Annotated in this window: 14 protein-coding genes; 9 read left to right on the top strand and 5 right to left on the bottom strand. The window is 55.8% G+C overall.

Going from position 1 to position 19,961, the window contains the following annotated elements; all coding sequences use genetic code 11:
- Window positions 1-79: 79 nt before the first annotated feature.
- Both ABRZ26_RS07330 and sbcD read right to left on the bottom strand, forming a co-directional pair.
- Window positions 80-3,763 carry an AAA family ATPase gene (locus tag ABRZ26_RS07330; RefSeq protein WP_319603593.1) on the bottom strand — a complete coding sequence of 1,228 codons (3,684 nt, stop codon included), beginning with the start codon at window positions 3,761-3,763 and terminating at the stop codon, window positions 80-82.
- Window positions 3,760-4,986 (bottom strand): exonuclease subunit SbcD, encoded by a 1,227-nt coding sequence (gene sbcD, locus ABRZ26_RS07325; RefSeq protein WP_319603592.1) that lies wholly within the window; start codon window positions 4,984-4,986, stop codon window positions 3,760-3,762. Before sbcD ends, ABRZ26_RS07330 begins: the two co-directional genes overlap by 4 nt.
- Window positions 4,987-5,567: 581 nt before the next feature.
- Here sbcD and phoB point away from each other — a divergent pair.
- From phoB to proY, 5 genes are all read left to right on the top strand, one after another.
- Window positions 5,568-6,257 carry a phosphate response regulator transcription factor PhoB gene (gene phoB / locus ABRZ26_RS07320; RefSeq protein WP_319603591.1) on the top strand — a complete coding sequence of 230 codons (690 nt, stop codon included), beginning with the start codon at window positions 5,568-5,570 and terminating at the stop codon, window positions 6,255-6,257.
- A 27-nt stretch (window positions 6,258-6,284) separates the two neighbouring features.
- Entirely contained in the window at window positions 6,285-7,607 is a 1,323-nt protein-coding gene (gene phoR / locus ABRZ26_RS07315; RefSeq protein ID WP_319603589.1) for a phosphate regulon sensor histidine kinase PhoR, read from the top strand.
- A 281-nt stretch (window positions 7,608-7,888) separates the two neighbouring features.
- Window positions 7,889-8,995, top strand: coding sequence for a cobalamin-independent methionine synthase II family protein (locus tag ABRZ26_RS07310; RefSeq protein WP_319603588.1), 1,107 nt, complete (start codon window positions 7,889-7,891; stop codon window positions 8,993-8,995).
- A 485-nt stretch (window positions 8,996-9,480) separates the two neighbouring features.
- On the top strand, window positions 9,481-10,800 hold the full coding sequence (gene brnQ / locus ABRZ26_RS07305; protein ID WP_319603587.1) for a branched-chain amino acid transport system II carrier protein: 1,320 nt from the start codon (window positions 9,481-9,483) through the stop codon (window positions 10,798-10,800).
- Between the two features lie 71 nt (window positions 10,801-10,871).
- On the top strand, window positions 10,872-12,233 hold the full coding sequence (proY, locus tag ABRZ26_RS07300) for a proline-specific permease ProY (protein WP_319603586.1): 1,362 nt from the start codon (window positions 10,872-10,874) through the stop codon (window positions 12,231-12,233).
- A gap of 66 nt (window positions 12,234-12,299) precedes the next feature.
- Here the strand turns inward: proY and ABRZ26_RS07295 are convergent, their stop codons facing one another.
- The 3 genes from ABRZ26_RS07295 to ABRZ26_RS07285 form a co-directional block, all read right to left on the bottom strand.
- The gene (locus tag ABRZ26_RS07295; protein WP_319603585.1) at window positions 12,300-13,571 is read right to left on the bottom strand and encodes a mechanosensitive ion channel family protein; all 1,272 of its coding nucleotides are present in this window, start codon (window positions 13,569-13,571) and stop codon (window positions 12,300-12,302) included.
- Between the two features lie 218 nt (window positions 13,572-13,789).
- Window positions 13,790-14,392, bottom strand: coding sequence for a peroxiredoxin C (locus tag ABRZ26_RS07290; protein ID WP_319603584.1), 603 nt, complete (start codon window positions 14,390-14,392; stop codon window positions 13,790-13,792).
- Between the two features lie 264 nt (window positions 14,393-14,656).
- Window positions 14,657-15,238 (bottom strand): acyl carrier protein phosphodiesterase, encoded by a 582-nt coding sequence (locus tag ABRZ26_RS07285; protein ID WP_319603702.1) that lies wholly within the window; start codon window positions 15,236-15,238, stop codon window positions 14,657-14,659.
- Between the two features lie 111 nt (window positions 15,239-15,349).
- Between ABRZ26_RS07285 and queA the strand changes: the two genes are divergently transcribed.
- From queA to secD, 4 genes are all read left to right on the top strand, one after another.
- Window positions 15,350-16,417, top strand: a complete 1,068-nt coding sequence (queA, locus tag ABRZ26_RS07280; protein ID WP_319603583.1) for a tRNA preQ1(34) S-adenosylmethionine ribosyltransferase-isomerase QueA — start codon at window positions 15,350-15,352, stop codon at window positions 16,415-16,417.
- A 106-nt stretch (window positions 16,418-16,523) separates the two neighbouring features.
- Window positions 16,524-17,669, top strand: coding sequence for a tRNA guanosine(34) transglycosylase Tgt (tgt, locus tag ABRZ26_RS07275; RefSeq protein WP_319603582.1), 1,146 nt, complete (start codon window positions 16,524-16,526; stop codon window positions 17,667-17,669).
- A 78-nt stretch (window positions 17,670-17,747) separates the two neighbouring features.
- The gene (gene yajC, locus ABRZ26_RS07270) at window positions 17,748-18,080 is read left to right on the top strand and encodes a preprotein translocase subunit YajC (RefSeq protein WP_319603581.1); all 333 of its coding nucleotides are present in this window, start codon (window positions 17,748-17,750) and stop codon (window positions 18,078-18,080) included.
- A gap of 28 nt (window positions 18,081-18,108) precedes the next feature.
- Complete coding sequence (secD, locus tag ABRZ26_RS07265) at window positions 18,109-19,956, top strand: protein translocase subunit SecD (RefSeq protein ID WP_319603580.1); 1,848 nt, start codon at window positions 18,109-18,111, stop codon at window positions 19,954-19,956.
- Window positions 19,957-19,961: the final 5 nt, after the last annotated feature.

Below are 19,961 nucleotides of genomic sequence, written 5' to 3'. Positions count from 1 at the left end.
ATTGAGGCAGCGGGCATAATAGCGAATTCGGCCGCTTTGTGTTGAATAAAATGAGATTATTCATTATTCAACGCGCCGACTACAGCGCGAACTCCGGCGCTAAGCGGCTGATACCTAAACCATTAATTTTTTCGACCTTGATCTGTACCGGAATACGTTCCTTCATGGCTTCAACGTGGCTGATGACGCCGATGGTTTTACCGGATGCGTTGAGGTTATCCAGCGCATCCAGCGCGGCATCCAGCGTTTCGGCGTCCAGCGTGCCGAAACCCTCATCCAGAAACAGCGAGTCAATGCTGGTTTTATTGCTCACCAGATCGGAGAGCGCCAGCGCCAGCGCCAGGCTGACCAGAAAACTTTCCCCGCCCGACAGCGTGCGGGTATCCCTGATGGCGTCGGCCTGCCAGGTGTCGATAATCTGCAATTTGAGTTCGTCGTTGATCTGACGTTGCAATAGATAACGACCGTGCAGGCGGGCAAGTTGCAGGTTAGCCAGATAGACCAGATGATCGAGCGTCAGCCCCTGGGCGAATTTACGGAATTTATCGCCTTTTTGCGAACCGATCAGTTCGTTCAGGCAGCTCCAGTCGTCATAGTGCCGCTGACTTTGCGCAATTTCGTTCAGCAATACCTGCTGATTCTGGCGATGGCGGTGGTCGGTGGTCAATTGCTGGCGTATTTCCCCCTGCTGCTGAAGATTGGTTTTTAACGCGTCGCCAAACCCGGTCAGCGCCTGCTGTATTGAGGGCAGGGCGGCGTCGGCCGCGAGTTTTTCCGGGCGCTGTTCCTGGTGCGCCGCCAGCAACTGTTCCGCCTGCTGATAAAGCGCGCGGGTTTGCTGCAACTGCTGGTACAGTTTTTCTTTCCAGTCGCGCAGTTCATTTCTTTCCTGCTCATCAAGCAGTGCGCGTTGGAATGCGTCTTCATCGGCAAAAATACTGCGCTGCAAAGCCTGGGTGAAATCTTGCGCGGCCTGTCGGCGTAATGCATCGACGCGGGTTTGCTGCTGTTCAATGCTGGTTAATTCGCCGGTGATGCGGCTCAGCGAGGATTCCGCCTGTTGGCGCTGTTCCTGCGCCTGCTGGGCGATCTGTTCATATTGCCGGCTGCGCAGACGCAGCTGGTTGCCGACCTCCGCGGTCTGTTGGTCGCCAAAAAGCTGTCGCCGCTGCTGCCGCGCCGTCGTCAGCGCTTGCAACTGAGATTCATATTGCTGTTGTAATGTCAGTCGCTGTTGTTCGCTTTCTTGCAGCGATGCCGTGAGGTGGCGGCATTCGGCCGCCAGAGCCGTCAGTTGGTTCGAGAGTTGCTGCTCCTCCTGTTCAATCTCTTTCCACTGCCGCCATTCTTCGCCGCGCTGCGTCAGCCAGAGGGATTGATCCGACGTCGCCGGCGCGCTCAGGCCGAAAGCGGTCAGGTTTTTTTCCAGCGCCGACTGATGCTCCGCCTGCTGCGCCTGCGTCTGTTGCAGGGACTGCGCCAGTTCGGTTTGCGCGGCTTTCAGCGTTTTCTGCTGCTGAGTGTTCAGCGCTATCTGCTGCATTGTCTGTTGCAGTTGGGTATTCGCCTGGGTCAGTGAATCCTTACTTTCCTGCCATTGCCGCTGTATCTGTTCATTTGCTGAAATTTGCTGTTGCATGCGCTGCTCATGCGCTTCGCGCTGCGCCAGCCATGCGGCGACTTCGGCGAATTGTTCGGGCGCGAAGTCCCCTTGTAAGCGCTTACTGACGTCTTGCCACTGTTGCAGCAAACGTTGCTCTTCCTCGTCGAGACGCGCGCGCGTTTGCTGTCGCTGCTGAAGCTGCTGCCGACATGCGGCCTGTTGCGCGTCGGTGCGCGCCAGCGCGCTTTCCAGCGCAGTAACGTCCTGCCGTAGCTGCTGCAAGCGTTGTTGCGTTTCTGAGGGCTGTATCGCCTGATAACGCTCAACGGCCGGGTGGTGCGTCGAGCCGCATAGCGGGCATTCTTCGCCGGGTTGAAGCCGTCGTCTTTCCTCTTCCAGTTGAACGATGCGCTGCTCCAACTGGTTATGTTTATCCAGATCGATCAAATGCTGATGGCGCTGTTCATACGTTTGGCTTTGTTGTTGGCGCAATGCGTCCAACTGTTCGAGCTGCGCCTGCGTTTGCGTCAGCTCGGTTTCCAACTGCCGCCGGTTGTCGTTCAGCCGCTTAAACAGCGCGCTGAGGGTGGCGAGCTGCTGACGAGCGGGACGCAGGGCGATGGACTGACTGAGTTGCTGGTGCAGATCGGCGGTGGACTGTTGCGCTTCCTGTTGTTGCCGCTGTTGCTGATGTTCGGCGAACCGCCGCTCTGCTTGATCGACTTCGCGCTGCCGTTCGGCGCGCTGTGCAGCCAGTTGAAGCGCCTGCTGATGAAGTTGCTCCGCCTGTTGCGCATAGTTCGCCTGCTTTTCTTTCAGCGTCGCCAGTTCGCCTTCCAACTGTTGCTGGCGCTGAAACTGCGTCCGCCATAGGGAAAGATTTTCCCCCCAGCGTTGATGATGCGGATGCTGCCGGCGATAGCGATGCAGTTGTTCGGTTCGTTGCTGTGCGAGCCGCTGCTGTTCTTCAGCCTGCGCCAGTTTGCGCTGCTCGTCCTGACGGCGTTTTTGCGCCTGTTCCAGCTCTAGCCGTTGCTTGTCGCTTTGTTGGCGCAGGCTGTCTATCTGGTGGTCCAGCGGGATGATTCGTTCGCGGATCAGCTCTTCCTGCCGTTGTCGCTCATCCGCGTGTTGACGCAAGTCCTGCAAGGCTTGCTCTTCCTGTCGGCGTAACGCGGTTGCCGCGGCTAGCTGCGTTTTCTGTTGTTCCAGCAGATGGGTCATAAGCTGAGACAGCGACGCGAATTCCTGCTGGTAACGCTCTCTGTTCTGCTGGAACGGACGGAGTTTTTCCGCCGGTTCATTTTGCGCCAGACGTTCGAGCCGCGGTTGCGCCTGTTGGATCGCCATTTCCGCGGCGTCGCGCCGCTCCTTGCCGGCGGCGAGCGATTGCTGATGCTGAGCGAGTTGTTCAAACCAACGCTGATAAGTTAGTACTTGCTCTCGCTCGGCAATGAGCGCTTGCTCCTGCTGCGTTAATGATGACAACTGCGTTTCCAGCGACTGGCGCTGCTCGTCATTCAATAACTCAATCCCGGATGCGCGCGCCTGTAGCGTATCCAACGCGATTCTGGCCTGTTTGTGGCGGTCGAAAACGCGCTCGGAAATCAGGCCGTAAATATCCGTGCCGGTCAGTTCTTCCAGCAGTTCGGCGCGGTCGTTGGCATCCGCATTCAGAAAGGCGGCGAATTGCCCCTGCGACAGCATCATCGAACGGGTGAATCGGCCGAAATCCAGTCCGGTGATTTCGGCGGTCATGCTCAGCTTTTCCGTGAGTTTTTCACTCAGTATTTTGCCGTCAGCCATCAGCGCCAGTTCCGCTTTCGGCGTTTGCAGGTTGCCGTCGGGGGAATTTCTGGCCCGGCGCTGGCTCCAGAACGCGCGATAACCGACGCCTTTGACCTCGAACTCCACTTCGGCCAGGCAGTCCGCGGCGTTGCGGGTCATCAATTCGTTCTGGCTGGCGGAGATGCTTTTTAACCGCGGCGTCTCGTGATACAGCGCCAGACAAATGGCGTCCAGCAGCGTGGTTTTCCCCGCGCCGGTCGGGCCGGTGATGGCGAACAGGCCGTTGCTGGAAAAGGGATCGCGGGTGAAGTCGATTTTCCATTCGCCTTGCAGGGCGTTGAGATTTTTTAATCGCAGACTGAGTATTTTCATTCGGCGCGCTCATCCTGTGCCAATTCTTCAATAACCTGATCGAACAGCACGCGCACGCGCTGTTGACGACTTTCCTCCAGATCGTCGGCCGTCGCCAGCCGCCGTTCAAAAACATCATGCACCGTCAGCTCGTTCAGCGTTTCCTTCTCCTGCCGCACGATGGTTTGCATGTGCTGTTCACGAGCTCGGCGCAACAACAGCACTTCGACGGGCAGGTCATCGGTTAGCGCCTGAATGCGTTTTTGTATGTCGTTGAGATATTCCTGCGTGGTGATTTCAATATCCAACCACACCGTTTTCTCCCCCTGATAATCGTGAAAGTCGGCGAGTTGGCGCTCTATATCGGCCAGATTGCCTTTGATCAACTGCATCGGCTGCGTCATGGGAACCGGAAGCGTCTCGATCGCCGGCGGGAGATCGGGCGTAAAACTGACCAGACAAACGGATTTGTCGCTGCCTAATTCGTCAAAACTCAGCGGAATAGGGGAGCCGCTGTAGCGAATATGTTCGCTTTTCGTCACGCGCTGCGGACGGTGGATATGCCCGAGGGCGATATAGTCCGCCGGCGGGAAAGCCTGCGCCGGGAACGCATCCAGCGTACCGATATAAATGTCGCGCACCGAGTCGGACGCGGTCGCGCCGACGGTGGTCAGATGACCGGTGGCGATGATGGGCAACGGCAGCCCTGCCGCCTCGCGTTTCCGGCAGGCCAACTGGTAACTCTGGTGGTAATGCGTGGCGATGGCATCCTGCAAGATCTGCTGTTTTTCATCGCCGGACTGGCCGGCCTGACTGGTGATCAGATCGCGCGGCCGCAGAAAGGGGATCGCGCATAATACGGCGCCGGGCCGTCCCTGACGGGTTTCCAGCACCATCACCTGTTGTTCGAGATCGCCGCCGGCGCTGGCGATGACCTGGGTATTCATGCAGGCCAGCAGATCGCGCGATTCATTCAGCGTGGCGACGGAGTCATGGTTGCCCCCCAGGATCACCAGCCGACAGCCCGTGCGCTGTAGCTCGACCACGAAGCGGTAATACATTTCCCGCGCATAACTGGGCGGCGAGCCGTTATCAAAGATATCTCCCGCGACGATTACCGCATCCACCTGATGCTGTTCGACCTGAGCAATCAGCCAGTGCAGAAAGGCCTGATGCTCGGCTGCACGGCTCTTGGTGTAAAAATATTGCCCCAGATGCCAGTCGGCGGTGTGGATAATACGCATGGAACTCCTTGAACGATAAGTCTTCGCTGTGGCATCTAGTATAAACAGCCGCAGGCGTGCCTGTCCTTGCGAATACCCGACTTTGGAAATCGGCTCGAAAATATGCTGCGTGACGTTGAAAAATGCTCCTGCATTTTTTTACTCGCCCCGTCCATGGGGCTCGCCCTGCGGGCCGTCACTGCGTGACGTTGAAAAATGCTCCTGCATTTTTTTACTCGCCCCGTCCATGGGGCTCGCCCTGCGGGCCGTCACTGCGTGACGTTGAAAAATGCTCCTGCATTTTTTTACTCGCCCCGTCCATGGGGCTCGCCCTGCGGGCCGTCACTGCGTGACGTTGAAAAATGCTCCTGCATTTTTTTACTCGCCCCGTCCATGGGGCTCGCCCTACGGGCCGTCACTGCGTGACGTTGAAAAATGCTCCTGCATTTTTTTACTCGCCCCATCCATGGGGCTCGCCCTGCGGGCCGTCACTACGTGACGTTGAAAAATGCTCCTGCATTTTTTTCATAAATCTGTCACAAAACTGACGCATAATGCTCTGCGCATGCTAACAGCGACGATGATTAACGGCAGGATAAACAATGGCAAGACGCATATTGGTCGTGGAAGATGAAGCACCGATTCGTGAAATGATCTGTTTTGTACTGGAACAGAATGGTTATCAGCCTGTCGAAGCGGAAGATTACGACAGTGCGGTCATGCAATTGTCGGAGCCTTTTCCTGAACTGGTGTTACTGGACTGGATGTTGCCGGGCGGCTCTGGTTTGCAATTCATCAAGCATATGAAACGCGAGGCGCTGACGCGCGACATCCCCGTTATGATGCTGACCGCCCGCGGCGAGGAAGAGGATCGGGTGCGCGGGCTTGAGGTCGGGGCGGATGATTACATCACCAAACCTTTTTCGCCCAAAGAACTGGTGGCGCGTATCAAAGCGGTGATGCGCCGCATTTCCCCGATGGCGGTTGAAGAAGTGATTGAAATGCGCGGATTGAGTCTGGATCCCTCCTCTCATCGGGTCACGACGGAAGATCTTGCGCTGGATATGGGGCCGACGGAATTTAAACTGTTGCATTTCTTTATGACGCATCCTGAACGGGTTTACAGTCGTGAACAGTTGCTTAACCACGTTTGGGGCACTAACGTTTATGTTGAAGATCGCACCGTTGATGTTCATATCCGCCGATTGCGTAAAGCGCTGGAAACCAGCGGTCATGATAAAATGGTGCAGACCGTTCGCGGAACGGGATATCGTTTTTCGACGCGTTATTGAAGGCTGCCGTAGCGGGGAAACATCAACGTGCTAGAACGTTTATCATGGAAGAGGCTGGCGCTGGAGCTGGCTTTCTTTTGTCTGCCAGCGCTCCTGTTGGGGTTGATCGTCGGCTATCTGCCCTGGTTTTTACTGGCAGCGGTTCTGATTGTACTCTGCTGGAACTTTTACAATCAGCTTAAACTTTCCTACTGGCTGTGGGTCGATCGCAGTATGACGCCGCCTCCCGGGCGCTGGAGCTGGGAACCGCTATTCTACGGCCTGTATCAGATGCAATTGCGCAACCGGCGACGGCGGCGCGAATTGGCGTTATTGATCAAACGCTTTCGCAGCGGAGCCGAGTCGCTGCCGGATGCGGTGGTGATCACCACCGAAGAGGGCGCCATCTTCTGGTGTAATCGCCTGGCCCAGCACCTGCTTAGCTTTCGCTGGCCGGAAGACAGCGGGCAGAATATCCTCAATTTGCTGCGTTACCCTGAATTCGCCGCCTATCTGAAAGGCAAGGATTTTAGCCGTCCGTTAACGCTGCAACTGAATAACGCCCATCACGTTGAGTTTCGCATTATGCCCTATTCCGAAGGGCAACTGCTGATGGTGGCGCGCGATATTACTCAAATGCACCAGTTGGAAGGGGCGCGGCGTAACTTTTTCGCCAACGTGAGCCATGAACTGCGCACGCCTTTGACCGTGTTGCAGGGATATCTGGAAATGATGCAGGATGAAACGCTGGACGGCGCTCTGCGCAGTAAGGCGTTGAATACCATGCAGGAACAGACGCGACGCATGGACGGATTAGTCAAACAGCTGCTAACTCTGTCGCGGATAGAAGCCGCCGCCGCCATCGATCTGAGCGAGAAGGTCGACATGCCGCTGATGCTGCGCGTATTGCAGCGCGAGGCCCAGACGTTGAGTCAGGCGCGTCACGAGATTGTCTTTCGCGTAAATGAAAATCTCCAGGTGTTCGGTAATGAAGAACAACTGCGCAGCGCCGTTTCCAATCTGGTGTATAACGCCGTCAACCATACGCCGGCGGGAACGCGCATCGAAGTTTGCTGGCAAAAAACGCCGGCAGGCGCGCAGTTTCTGGTCAGCGATAACGGACCGGGGATCGCCGCGGAGCATTTGCCGCGTTTGACGGAACGCTTTTATCGCGTCGATAAAGCGCGCTCGCGGCAGACCGGCGGCAGTGGATTAGGTCTGGCGATTGTGAAACACGCATTGAGCCACCATGACGCCCGTCTGGAGATCATGAGTGAGGATGGTTTAGGTTCCCGTTTTGCCTTTACCTTGCCGAACAGGTTGATTGTGCCTGCCTCTCTGGCCGAGAATACCGCGAATCCTTCAGTCTGACGGAAAATGTTATTCATGAAATCCGGCTTGGTCTGGCGGCAATGGACAGCGCCTCTCGACGCTGAATTCGCACGGGGTATGAAAATGAATATTTTTCACCAGCAGTGAAAAATATTCCATTGCGCCGCTCGCGGCGCTGTGCAACGATAGCGCTCAATTATAGACGTCCAGATGTCCAATCCGTCTGCCGGCATGCGGCAGGTCGACGAATATTCCATTACCTCATTGATGCCGGCCGTCGCGTCTTGTGCGCGCCGACCGCTACCCGGGAGTGACCTATCATGGCTAACACACATCCTCCGTTTCGCGCCGATGTCGTCGGCAGTTTGCTGCGTCCGGCGGCCGTCAAGCAGGCTCGTTTACAGTATCAGGCCGGCGAGATTGATGCGTTGCAACTGCGGCAAATAGAAGATCGGGAAATCCTGCGCATTGTCGAGCGGCAGCGCGCCACCGGCTTGCAGGTGGTGACGGACGGCGAACTGCGTCGCAGCTGGTGGCACTTTGACTTCTTCGCGCAGTTGAACGGCGTTGAACGCTATGAAGCGGAGCAGGGGATTCAGTTCCACGGTATTCAGACCAAGTCGCACGGTATTAAAGTCACGGGCAAAGTGAGTTTTAATCCGCGGCATCCGATGCTGGAGGATTTTCGCTATCTGAACAGCATTGCAGGGGATGCGGTGGCGAAAATGACGATTCCCAGCCCCAGCGTGATGCATTTTCGCGGCGGCCGCGAGGCGATAGACCGTCGGGTTTATCCCGACCTGAACGCCTATTTCGCCGATTTGGCGCAAACCTGGCGCGATGCGATCCACGCATTTTATGATGCAGGCTGCCGCTATCTGCAACTGGATGACACCGTATGGGCCTATCTGTGTTCCGACGATCAAAAGCGTCAGATCCGCGAGCGGGGCGAGGATCCCGAACAACTGGCGCGCATATACGCCGAGGTGTTGAATCAAGCGCTGGCGGATAAACCCGCCGATCTGGTGATTGGTCTGCATGTGTGCCGGGGGAATTTCCGCTCTACCTGGATTTCGGAAGGCGGATACGAACCCGTGGCGAAAACGCTGTTCGGCGAAGTGAACGTGGATGCATTCTTCCTGGAGTATGACACGGAACGCGCCGGGGGTTTTGAGCCGTTACGGTTTATCAAACCGGGTCATCAGCGGGTGGTGCTTGGGTTGATCACCAGCAAAAACGGCGAGTTGGAAAATGTGGATAGCGTGCAGGCGCGTATTGCGGAAGCGGCGAAATTTGTGGATATCAACCAGCTTTGCCTTAGCCCGCAGTGCGGTTTCGCCTCCACCGAAGAGGGCAATAGTCTGACGGAAGAGCAGCAGTGGGATAAGCTGAGGCTGGTGGTCGAGATAGCCCGTCGGGTTTGGTGATCGTCTCGCTTTTATACTGAACATCGTCCGCGCCGGAAGCGACGTTGAAAAACGCGCCCGGCGCGCGCACGAAACCCTCACCAAGTTGACAGACATTCCTTTCCCTGATTTGTGGCGATGCCTCAGGCACCCGGCGATTTTTTGCTGTATAAGATTATTTTATGGCTTCATCATGCATTTTTTATAATTTAATTACAGTTTATTGCAATGTTTCGCCGCTATATGCACAAATCATGTATCAGGTAATTATCGATAACTAATATTATATGTTGCTTGTGTTGATTAATTTGGTTTAAAGCTCCGGTTTTTCGCGATCGGCTTGTCTTTTTGCGCTATAAACGTTCTAATTGCCCCCCAATATGGCTGTGCGCCAAAAAATATACTCCTATAAATCTGCTCGCTGTTTCTGTCGACAACGATGGGCAGTCGTTAGCAGCACAGTTTTTCCTCTTTTTCTCGATTTATACAGGCAACGCGACATAACTATGAGTCATCGTTTAACTTCCAAAGATATCATGGCATTGGGTTTTATGACCTTTGCCCTGTTCGTCGGCGCGGGGAACATCATTTTCCCCCCCATGGTGGGTCTGCTGGCGGGTGAACATGTCTGGATCGCCGCGGTTGGCTTTCTGCTTACTGCCGTGGGGCTGCCGGTATTGACCGTTATTGCGCTGGCGCGCGTCGGCGGCGGTATTGATGCATTAAGCTCCCCGATCGGTAAAAACGCGGGCCTGGTATTGGCGACGGTCTGCTATCTGGCGGTCGGCCCGCTGTTCGCCACGCCGCGCACGGCGACGGTCTCGTTCGAAGTAGGGCTTGCGCCGCTGCTCGGCAATGGCGACTCCCCGCTATTGATCTATAGCCTGATCTACTTTTCGGTCGTCATCGGCATTTCGCTGTATCCGGGACGCCTGCTGGATACCGTGGGCCATGTGCTGGCTCCGCTGAAAATTATCGCCCTGGCGGTACTGGGCGTCGCCGCGGTGCTGTGGCCGGCCGGTTCGCCTCTGCCGGCGACGGAAACCTATCAGCATATGCCGTTCTCCAACGGTTTTGTGAATGGCTATCTCACGATGGATACCCTGGGCGCGATGGTGTTCGGCATTGTTATCGTCAATGCCGCCCGCTCGCGCGGCGTTGAGGACACCAGACTGCTGACGCGTTATACCATATGGGCCGGCATTATCGCGGGTATCGGCCTGATGCTGGTGTATCTGAGTTTATTCCAGCTCGGTTCCGTCAGCGGTATCCTCGCGCCGGAAGCGCAGAACGGCGCCGAAATTCTGCATGTCTACGTCCAGCACACGTTCGGCAGCATGGGAAGCAGCTTCCTGGCGTTGCTGATTTTCATTGCCTGCATGGTCACGGCGGTCGGCCTGACTTGCGCTTGCGCCGAGTTCTTCTCTCAGTATCTGCCGTTCTCATACCGCACGCTGGTCTTTATACTGGGCGGTTTTTCCATGGTGGTGTCGAATCTGGGCTTAAGCCATCTGATCCAGCTTTCCATTCCGGTGATGACGGCGATTTACCCTCCCTGTATCGTGTTGGTTTTACTGAGTTTTACGCGATCATGGTGGAATAACTGCTCGCGTGTAGTGGCCCCGGTCATGTTGATTAGCCTGTTGTTCGGCATTATTGATGGGATAAAATCGTCGCACTTCAAACCGCTGTTGCCCGAGTGGAGCCTGCACCTGCCGTTAGGCGGACAGGATCTGGCCTGGCTGCCGCCATCCTTGCTGGTTTTGCTGGCGGCGGCGATTTACGACCGGCTGTGCGGCCGTCAGGAAGTCACTGTACATCAATAGCGCGGTGATCGTTGATTTATACGCCACAGACCACGGTCTGTGGTTTTTCTTTTTAACAGGGTTGCTTATTTATGGAACAACAATCCGCCAGACTTAAGCGTGGATTAAGTACGCGGCATATCCGTTTTATCGCCTTGGGTTCGGCGATCGGGACCGGGCTTTTTTATGGTTCGGCCAGCGCCATTCAGATGGCCGGGCCCAGCGTCCTGCTGGCTTATCTGATTGGCGGCGTTGTCGCTTATATCATTATGCGGGCGCTGGGCGAAATGTCGGTGAACAATCCGCAGTCCAGCTCCTTTTCCCGCTATGCGCAGGATTATCTCGGGCCGTTGGCCGGCTATATCACCGGCTGGACCTACTGCTTCGAGATGCTGATTGTCGCCATCGCCGATGTCACCGCGTTCGGCATTTACATGGGCGTATGGTTCCCGGCGGTGCCTCACTGGGTGTGGGTGCTGAGCGTGGTGTTGATCATCGGCGCCATTAACCTGATGAATGTCAAAGTCTTTGGCGAACTGGAGTTCTGGCTCTCTTTCTTCAAGGTGGCCACCATCATTATTATGATTTTGGCGGGGATCGGCATTATCGTCTGGGGCATCGGCAACGGCGGCGAACCCACCGGCATCCATAACCTGTGGACCAACGGCGGATTCTTCAGTAATGGCGTGATGGGGATGATCCTCTCGTTGCAGATGGTGATGTTCGCCTATGGCGGGGTGGAAATTATCGGCATCACGGCGGGTGAAGCCAAGGAGCCGCACAAATCGATTCCGCGCGCCATCAATTCCGTACCCTGGCGTATTCTGGTGTTCTATGTGGGTACGCTGTTTGTGATCATGTCGATTTACCCCTGGAATCAGGTCGGCACCAACGGCAGCCCGTTTGTCCTGACGTTCCAGCATCTGGGGATCACCGCCGCCGCCGGTATCCTGAATTTTGTGGTGATTACCGCCTCGCTGTCGGCGATTAACAGCGATGTGTTCGGCGTCGGCCGCATGCTGCACGGTATGGCCGAACAAGGCCATGCGCCGCAAGTCTTTACCCGCATTTCCCGGCGCGGCATACCCTGGGTCACGGTGCTGGTGATGATCACGGCGCTGCTGGTGGCGGTGTATCTGAACTACATCATGCCGGGTAAAGTCTTCCTGGTTATCGCTTCGCTGGCGACTTTCGCCACCGTTTGGGTCTGGATTATGATCCTCTGCTCCCAGATCGCGTTTCGCCGCCGCCTGAGTCAGGAACAGGTGAAGGCGCTGGCGTTTCCGTTACGGGGCGGCGCGGCGACGTCGATATTCGCGATCGTCTTCCTGTTTTTTATCATCGGGTTGATTGGTTATTTCCCGGATACCCGCGTGTCGCTTTATGTCGGCATTGTCTGGATTGTATTGCTGCTGGCGGGTTATGCGATCAAGCGGCGATATCAGCGGCGCTAGGCTGAACATCGACAAGCATACGGGGATGAAGGTTTCATCCCCGTTTTACTTTGCGCGCGCGGCGGGCTAACGGGTCGTCACGACCTGCCGCGCCAGCGCCTGCATGTCATAGCCGGTCGGCGTCTGATGCACGCGCAAATCGAACTCCGGCATCACGGCGAAGATATGGTCGAAGATATCCGCCTGTATGCTTTCATATTCCACCCAGGCGGTGGTATTGGTGAAGGCGTAAATTTCCAGCGGTAAGCCTTCCGGCGTCGGCGCCAGCTGGCGCACCATCAACGTCATGCCTTTATGAATCCCCGGATGCGCTTGCAGATAAGCCTGAAGATAGGCGCGGAACGTCCCCAGGTTGGTCAGCCGGCGTCCGTTGAGCGGCGAGGAGAGATCGAGGTCGTCCTGCGCATTATGTTGCTGCAATTCATTGGTTTTTTGGGCGATATACGGTGAGAGCAACCTGCTGCGCAGCAGCCGCTGCTGTTCGTCTTCGGTCATAAAATGCACGCTGGTGGTATCGATGTTGACGCTGCGCTTGATGCGGCGGCCGCCCGATTCCGACATGGCGCGCCAGTTTTTGAATGAGTCCGATATCAGGGCGTAAGTGGGGATGGTGGTGATGGTATTGTCCCAGTTTTTGACCTTAACCGTGGTCAGACCGATATCGATGACCGCGCCGTCCGCGCCGTATTTCGGCATTTCCAGCCAGTCTCCCAGCAACAGCATATTGTTGGCCGAGAGCTGAATTCCCGCCACCAGCCCCATAATCGGATCTTTGAACACCAGCATCAGGACGGCGGTCATCGCCCCCAGACCGCTGATCAGAATCAACGGCGATTTTCCGATCAGCAGCGACACCACCATAATGCCGATCACGATGGTGGCGATCAGCTTCAGGCTTTGAAAGATCCCCCGCAGCGGCAACTGGGTGGCGACTTTTGAACGCGCGGAAACGGTCAGCAGGATATCAAGCAGCGAAAACAGCGCCAGCAAAGCGAAAATCATAATCCAGACCTGGGAACAGATCACCAGCGCTTCACGGGTTTCACTTTGGGACGGCAGCCACAGCACCACCTGAATATTGAGAATGATGCCCTGGAGCAGAAAGGCCAGGCGATTAAACAGGTTATGCTGCGTTAACGCCTGCTTCCAACCCGTGGCGTCGGTACTGTTCGCTTTGTTTGACGAGCGCAATACCATCCTTTTTAGCACCACCTGATGGAGAATCAGATGAATGACGGCTGAAATCAGCAATATCAGCCCCAGAACAATCAGTAGCGCAATGATGCCGGTGTGTTGCATTCCCGCGTTTTCCAGCCACAGAGCAAGATTTTGTTGCATGCGTCCCTCTTTGATATGCCAGCAAACCGGCCAGATGTTAACGATAGCTATCGTTTAAGGCTAAGGATTTGGCGCACTCAGTCAACTTTTTGTTTTGAAGACGCGGAATAGCGGGGTTGAGCTGCGGGACGATTTAACGGGCGATGAGAACGTCGTCGGAAAGCAAAGAAGCCAGCTGCTGCGGGCAACTGGCTTCGGCGGGATGACGTACGGGGCGATTACAGTTTGTCGGCGTTTTCCGACAGATATTTCGCGACGCCGTCCGGGGAGGCGCCCATGCCGGTTTTACCTTTTTCCCATTGAGCAGGGCATACTTCGCCGTGTTCTTCATGGAATTGCAGCGCATCGACCATACGCAGCATTTCATCAATGTTGCGGCCCAAAGGCAGGTCGTTGACCACCTGATGGCGCACGATGCCTTCTTTGTCGATCAGGAACGAGCCGCGCAACGCTACGCCGGCTTCCGGATGTTCGATACCGTAGGCTTTCTGTATCTCGCGTTTCACGTCGGCGACCATGGCGTATTTCACTTCGCCGATGCCGCCTTTGGCGACCGGCGTTTGACGCCAGGCGTTATGCACGAACTCGGAGTCGAAGGACACGCCAACCACTTCAACGCCGCGCTCCTGGAATTCAGCATAGCGGTGATCAAACGCGATCAGCTCCGACGGGCAAACAAAGGTAAAATCCATCGGCCAGAAGAAGAGCACCGCCGGTTTTCCATTGATGTGTTTTTTCAGGTTGAAATTTTCAACGATTTCGCCACTGCCGAGAACGGCTGCGGCGGTGAAGTCAGGGGCTTGACGCGTAACCAGGACCATAATTACTCCTGTAATTTATTGTTAATAATGGATTGATGTAAAAAACAATAACGATTATAGGGACTTTGCCCGAGTGAAGACAGGTAAAGAGACCAATCGATAAGATAGTTTTTAGCTATCGATCTAATCGGCGGTTTATATCATAACCTTATATACCCGTCATCTTGCAAATTGCCGGCGCGCGGGCCGGGCAATTTCGTTCCAGACGAATTCGTCGCTCGGCGCGCCTCGAAATCCATTGGGGGCTGTTCGTCGGTCGCGCCGTTAAATTTGCCGCGATTGCGCCAGTTTCATCATCCTGGGATAAAACTGCCAGAAGAGCGTTTCAAATTGCGGATAGTGTTGTTCAATATCGCCGAACGAGCCGGAAAGCGCCGCCAGTTTAGGGCGACGAATCGACATTCTGTGCAGCACATCGGCAATGAACGGCAATTCGGCGTAGCGTTCCAGCCAGCGTTCCGGCCATAGGTAGCGATTCAGATTCTGAAAACGATCGGGCGTTTGCGCCAGATGCGGCGCGATCTGCGACTGCGCCCGCTCGACAAACGAAGACAGCGGGATCAGCGGTTCAAGCTGGAGCCAGTGGCGGGCGAGAAAGTGATCCCACAAGACATCCAGCGTAATCGGCGCGACGCGGCGGTAATCGGCGCTGAAATACTGACGGGCCTGCTTCACTTCCGGCAGGCTGTCGGTCAGGGTATCGACCCGGCGGTGCAGACGGATGCCCGCCACGATATCGTCGGAGTAGCTGTCCTGAGGATTTCCACGGACAAAATCCGCCATCAGATTACCTAACAGCGAGCTGTCGGCCAGCGTGGCCAAATGCAGGTGAGCAAGAAAATTCATCCGCACAGTATAAAGCATTCCGCTTTCCGCGTGCTTATTTCTTGCAGCCGGGTGCTTGCGGCTCTAGACTAGGCCGCCTTTTTTAATCAATAAACAGCTAAGTGAATTGTCATGCGCGTCGCCGATTTTTCGTTTGAACTTCCCGAATCGTTAATTGCCCATTATCCGCAGGCTCAGCGTAGCGGTTGCCGTTTGCTGTCGCTGGACGGGCCGACGGGAAATCTGACGCACGGCGTATTTACCGATTTACTGAATAAGCTGGAAGCCGGCGATCTGCTGGTATTCAACAATACGCGCGTGATCCCGGCCCGGTTGTTCGGGCGCAAAGCCAGCGGCGGCAAGCTGGAAGTGCTGGTTGAACGCGTGCTGGATGAACATCGGGTGCTGGCGCATGTGCGCGCCTCAAAAGCGCCAAAACCCGGCGCCGAACTGCTGCTGGGCGATGACGACAGCGTGCGGGCGACCATGACCGCCCGCCACGATGCGCTGTTTGAGCTGCGTTTCGACGACGCGCGCGACGTGTTGTCGATTCTGAATGATATCGGCCATATTCCGCTGCCGCCTTATATCGACCGGCCGGACGAAGAATCCGACCGCGAACTGTATCAGACGGTCTACAGCCAGCGCCCCGGCGCGGTGGCGGCGCCCACCGCGGGTTTGCACTTTGATGAGCCCATGCTGGCCGCGCTGCGTGAAAAGGGGGTGGAAATGGCATTCGTCACCCTGCACGTCGGGGCCGGCACATTCCAACCGGTGCGCGTAGAGACCATTGAAGACCATATCATGCACGCCGAATACTCCGAAGTGCCGCAGGAGGTGGTTGACGCGGTGCTGGCCTGCAAAGCGCGCGGCAACAAGGTGGTGGCGGTCGGCACCACCTCGGTCCGTTCGCTGGAAAGCGCCGCGCAGGCCAGCGGCGGCGAACTGATTGCCCCTTTCTTTGGCGACACGCGGATCTTTATCTATCCTGGTTATCACTACCGGATTATCGATGCGCTGGTGACCAATTTCCATCTGCCTGAGTCCACGCTGATTATGTTGGTATCGGCCTTTGCCGGCTACCGGCACACCATGTCGGCCTACCGGCAGGCGGTGGCTGAGCAATATCGTTTTTTCAGCTACGGGGACGCGATGTTTATTACGCGTAACCCGCAGGCTGAGCAGGAGAAAATCGGCTAGTTTTTGGTCCGAACCTGTTGCGTACGCCGCAGACCAGGCTCTGTCAGGCGTTTATCTGGCATTATCAACATCAACATCAGACTGTTTTTCTGATGCTGGAGGCTAAGTGAAGTACGAATTACAAAAAACCGATGGCCGCGCCCGGCGCGGCAGATTGATTTTTGAACGCGGCGTGGTGGAAACCCCGGCGTTTATGCCGGTGGGCACCTACGGCACGGTGAAAGGGATGACGCCGGAGGAGGTCAAGGACACCGGCGCGCAGATCCTGCTGGGCAATACCTTTCACCTGTGGCTGCGTCCCGGCCAGGAAATTATGAAATTGCATGGCGATTTGCATGATTTCATGCAGTGGCACGGGCCGATCCTGACGGACTCCGGCGGTTTTCAGGTGTTCAGCCTGGGCGATATCCGCAAGATCACCGAGGAAGGCGTCCATTTCCGCAATCCCATCAACGGCGACGCCATCTTTCTTAGCCCGGAAAAGTCGATGGAGATTCAGCATGACCTGGGCTCCGACGTGGTGATGATCTTTGATGAATGCACCCCTTATCCCGCCGATTGGGACTACGCCAAGCGCTCGATGGAAATGTCGCTGCGCTGGGCGCAACGCTGCCGCCGGCGTTTTGACGAATTGAATAATAAGAACGCGTTGTTCGGGATTATTCAGGGCGGCGTTTACGAAGATTTACGCGACGTGTCGGTAAAAGGACTGGTAGACATTGGCTTTGATGGGTACGCTGTGGGCGGTTTGGCGGTGGGCGAGCCTAAAGAAGATATGCACCGTATTCTGGAGCATGTCTGCCCGCAGATCCCGGCGGATAAACCACGTTATCTGATGGGCGTCGGCAAGCCGGAGGATTTGGTGGAAGGCGTGCGTCGCGGCATTGATATGTTTGACTGCGTGATGCCGACGCGTAACGCGCGCAACGGCCATTTATTTGTTACCGACGGCGTGGTTAAAATCCGTAATGCGAAGCATAAGGATGATGTAAGCCCGCTTGATGAACATTGTGATTGCTATACCTGCCGCAATTACAGCCGGGCATACTTGCATCATCTTGACCGTTGCAACGAAATACTCGGCGCGCGACTCAATACCATCCATAATTTGCGTTATTATCAGCGTTTGATGGCGGGTTTACGTCAGGCCATCGAAGAGGGTAAATTAGAGCACTTTGTGGTGGATTTTTACCAACGTATGGGTAAACCGGTTCCGCCGCTTGCTGAAAAAGACGTTGCCGACAGCGACTGACTGCCGGTATTGCGGTGATTTTTATTCACTTTTGTCATACCTATAACTTATCTTTTTGATAACAATGAGGAAATTTAAATGAGTCTTTTTATCTCCGATGCTGTAGCCGCGACTGGCGCTTCGGCTCAGGGAAGCCCGTACTCTCTGGTTATTATGCTGGCCGTATTTGGTCTGATTTTTTACTTCATGATCCTGCGTCCTCAGCAAAAACGCGCCAAGGAACATAAAAAGTTGATGGATTCCATCAGCAAGGGTGATGAAGTCTTAACGACCGGCGGTCTGGTCGGGCGTGTGACGAAAGTGTCTGAAACCGGCTATATCGCTATTGCCTTGAATGACACCAATGAAGTTGTTATCAAACGTGATTTCGTGGCTGCCGTGCTGCCGAAGGGCACTATCAAAGCCCTGTAATTTTTCGATTTTCCCGAAGGGAACTGCCGTGTTAAACCGTTATCCTTTGTGGAAGTACCTGATGCTGATCGTGGCTTTGGTCATCGGTCTGCTCTATGCGCTTCCTAACCTGTATGGTGAGGATCCGGCGGTACAAATTACTGGCGCGCGAGGCATCGCCGCCAGTGAAACGACGCTGATCCAAGTCCAAAATGTATTAAAAGAGCAAAACATCACCAGTAAGTCGATTGCATTGGAAAATGGTGCGATTCTGGCTCGCTTCTCCAACCCGGATATTCAGATCCGCGCGCGCGAAGCTCTCCTCAATGAGCTGGGCGATAAGTTTGTCGTGGCGCTTAACCTTGCTCCCGCAACCCCGACGTGGTTACGCGTCCTGGGGGCCGAGCCGATGAAACTGGGGCTTGATTTGCGCGGCGGCGTTCACTTCCTGATGGAAGTGGATATGGATACCGCGCTGAGCAAGCTGCAAGAACAATCGATGGATTCTCTGCGCAGCGATTTGCGTGAAAAAAATATTCCTTACGCCGCGGTGCGTAAAATCGATAACTACGGCGTTGAAGTGCGTTTCCGCGATGCGCAGACCCGCGACGCGGGTGTGAGTTATCTGACGAGCCGCCACCGCGATCTGGTCATCAGCACCAGCGGCGGCAATCTGCTGCGCGCGGCAATGAGCGATGAGCGTCTGCGTGAGGCGCGTGAATATGCGGTGCAGCAAAACATCAATATCCTGCGTAACCGCGTCAACCAGCTTGGCGTCGCCGAGCCGCTGGTTCAGCGCCAGGGCGCCGACCGCATCGTGGTTGAATTGCCGGGCATTCAGGATACCGCTCGGGCGAAAGAAATTCTGGGGGCTACCGCCACGCTGGAATTCCGTCTGGTCAATAGCGACGCCGATGTGACCGCCGCTGCCAATGGGCGCGTGCCGGGCGATTCCGAAGTGAAGAACATGCGCGATGGCGCGCCGGTCGTGCTGTTCAAGCGCGTGATCCTGACCGGCGATCACATCACCGACTCCACGTCGAGCAATGATGAATACAACCGTCCGCAGGTGAACATCTCGCTGGATAGCGCCGGCGGCAACGCCATGTCCAACTTCACCAAAGACAGCATCGGCAAACCGATGGCGACGCTGTTCGTCGAATATAAAGACAGCGGTAAGAAAGACGCCAACGGTCGCTCGATACTGGAGAAACAGGAAGAAGTGATCAACGTGGCGACGATTCAGTCTCGCCTGGGCAACAGCTTCCGCATCACCGGTATCGATAATCCGAACGAAGCCCGTCAGCTTTCCCTGCTGCTACGCGCCGGCGCGCTGATTGCGCCGATCCAGATTGTGGAAGAGCGTACCATCGGGCCGACATTGGGTATGCAGAATATCACCCAGGGTCTGGAAGCCTGTCTGTGGGGTTTGATCGCGTCAATCGTCTTTATGGTGGTTTACTACCGTAAGTTCGGCGTGATCGCCACCACCGCGCTGATCGCCAACCTGGTGATGATCGTCGGCGTGATGTCGCTGCTGCCGGGTGCCACGCTGACCATGCCGGGGATTGCCGGGATCGTGCTGACGCTGGCGGTGGCCGTCGATGCCAACGTGTTGATTAACGAGCGTATCAAGGAAGAGCTGAAAAACGGACGCAGCGTCCAGCAGGCGATTCATGAAGGGTATAAGGGCGCGTTCTCCAGTATTGTGGACGCCAACCTGACCACTCTGATCACCGCCGTTATCCTTTACGCTGTCGGTACCGGTTCGATCAAAGGCTTTGCCATCACTACGGCTATCGGGGTAGCAACGTCGATGTTTACGGCGATCGTCGGTACTCGTGCCATCGTTAACCTGCTTTACGGCGGCAAACGCATTAACAAGCTGTCTATCTGAGGAGT

The sequence above is a fragment of the Brenneria sp. L4-2C genome (assembly GCF_040240335.1).
GTDB lineage: Bacteria > Pseudomonadota > Gammaproteobacteria > Enterobacterales > Enterobacteriaceae > Brenneria.
The sequence above is the reverse complement of the archived record's forward strand: the minus strand, read 5'-3'. Positions and strand labels throughout refer to the sequence as shown.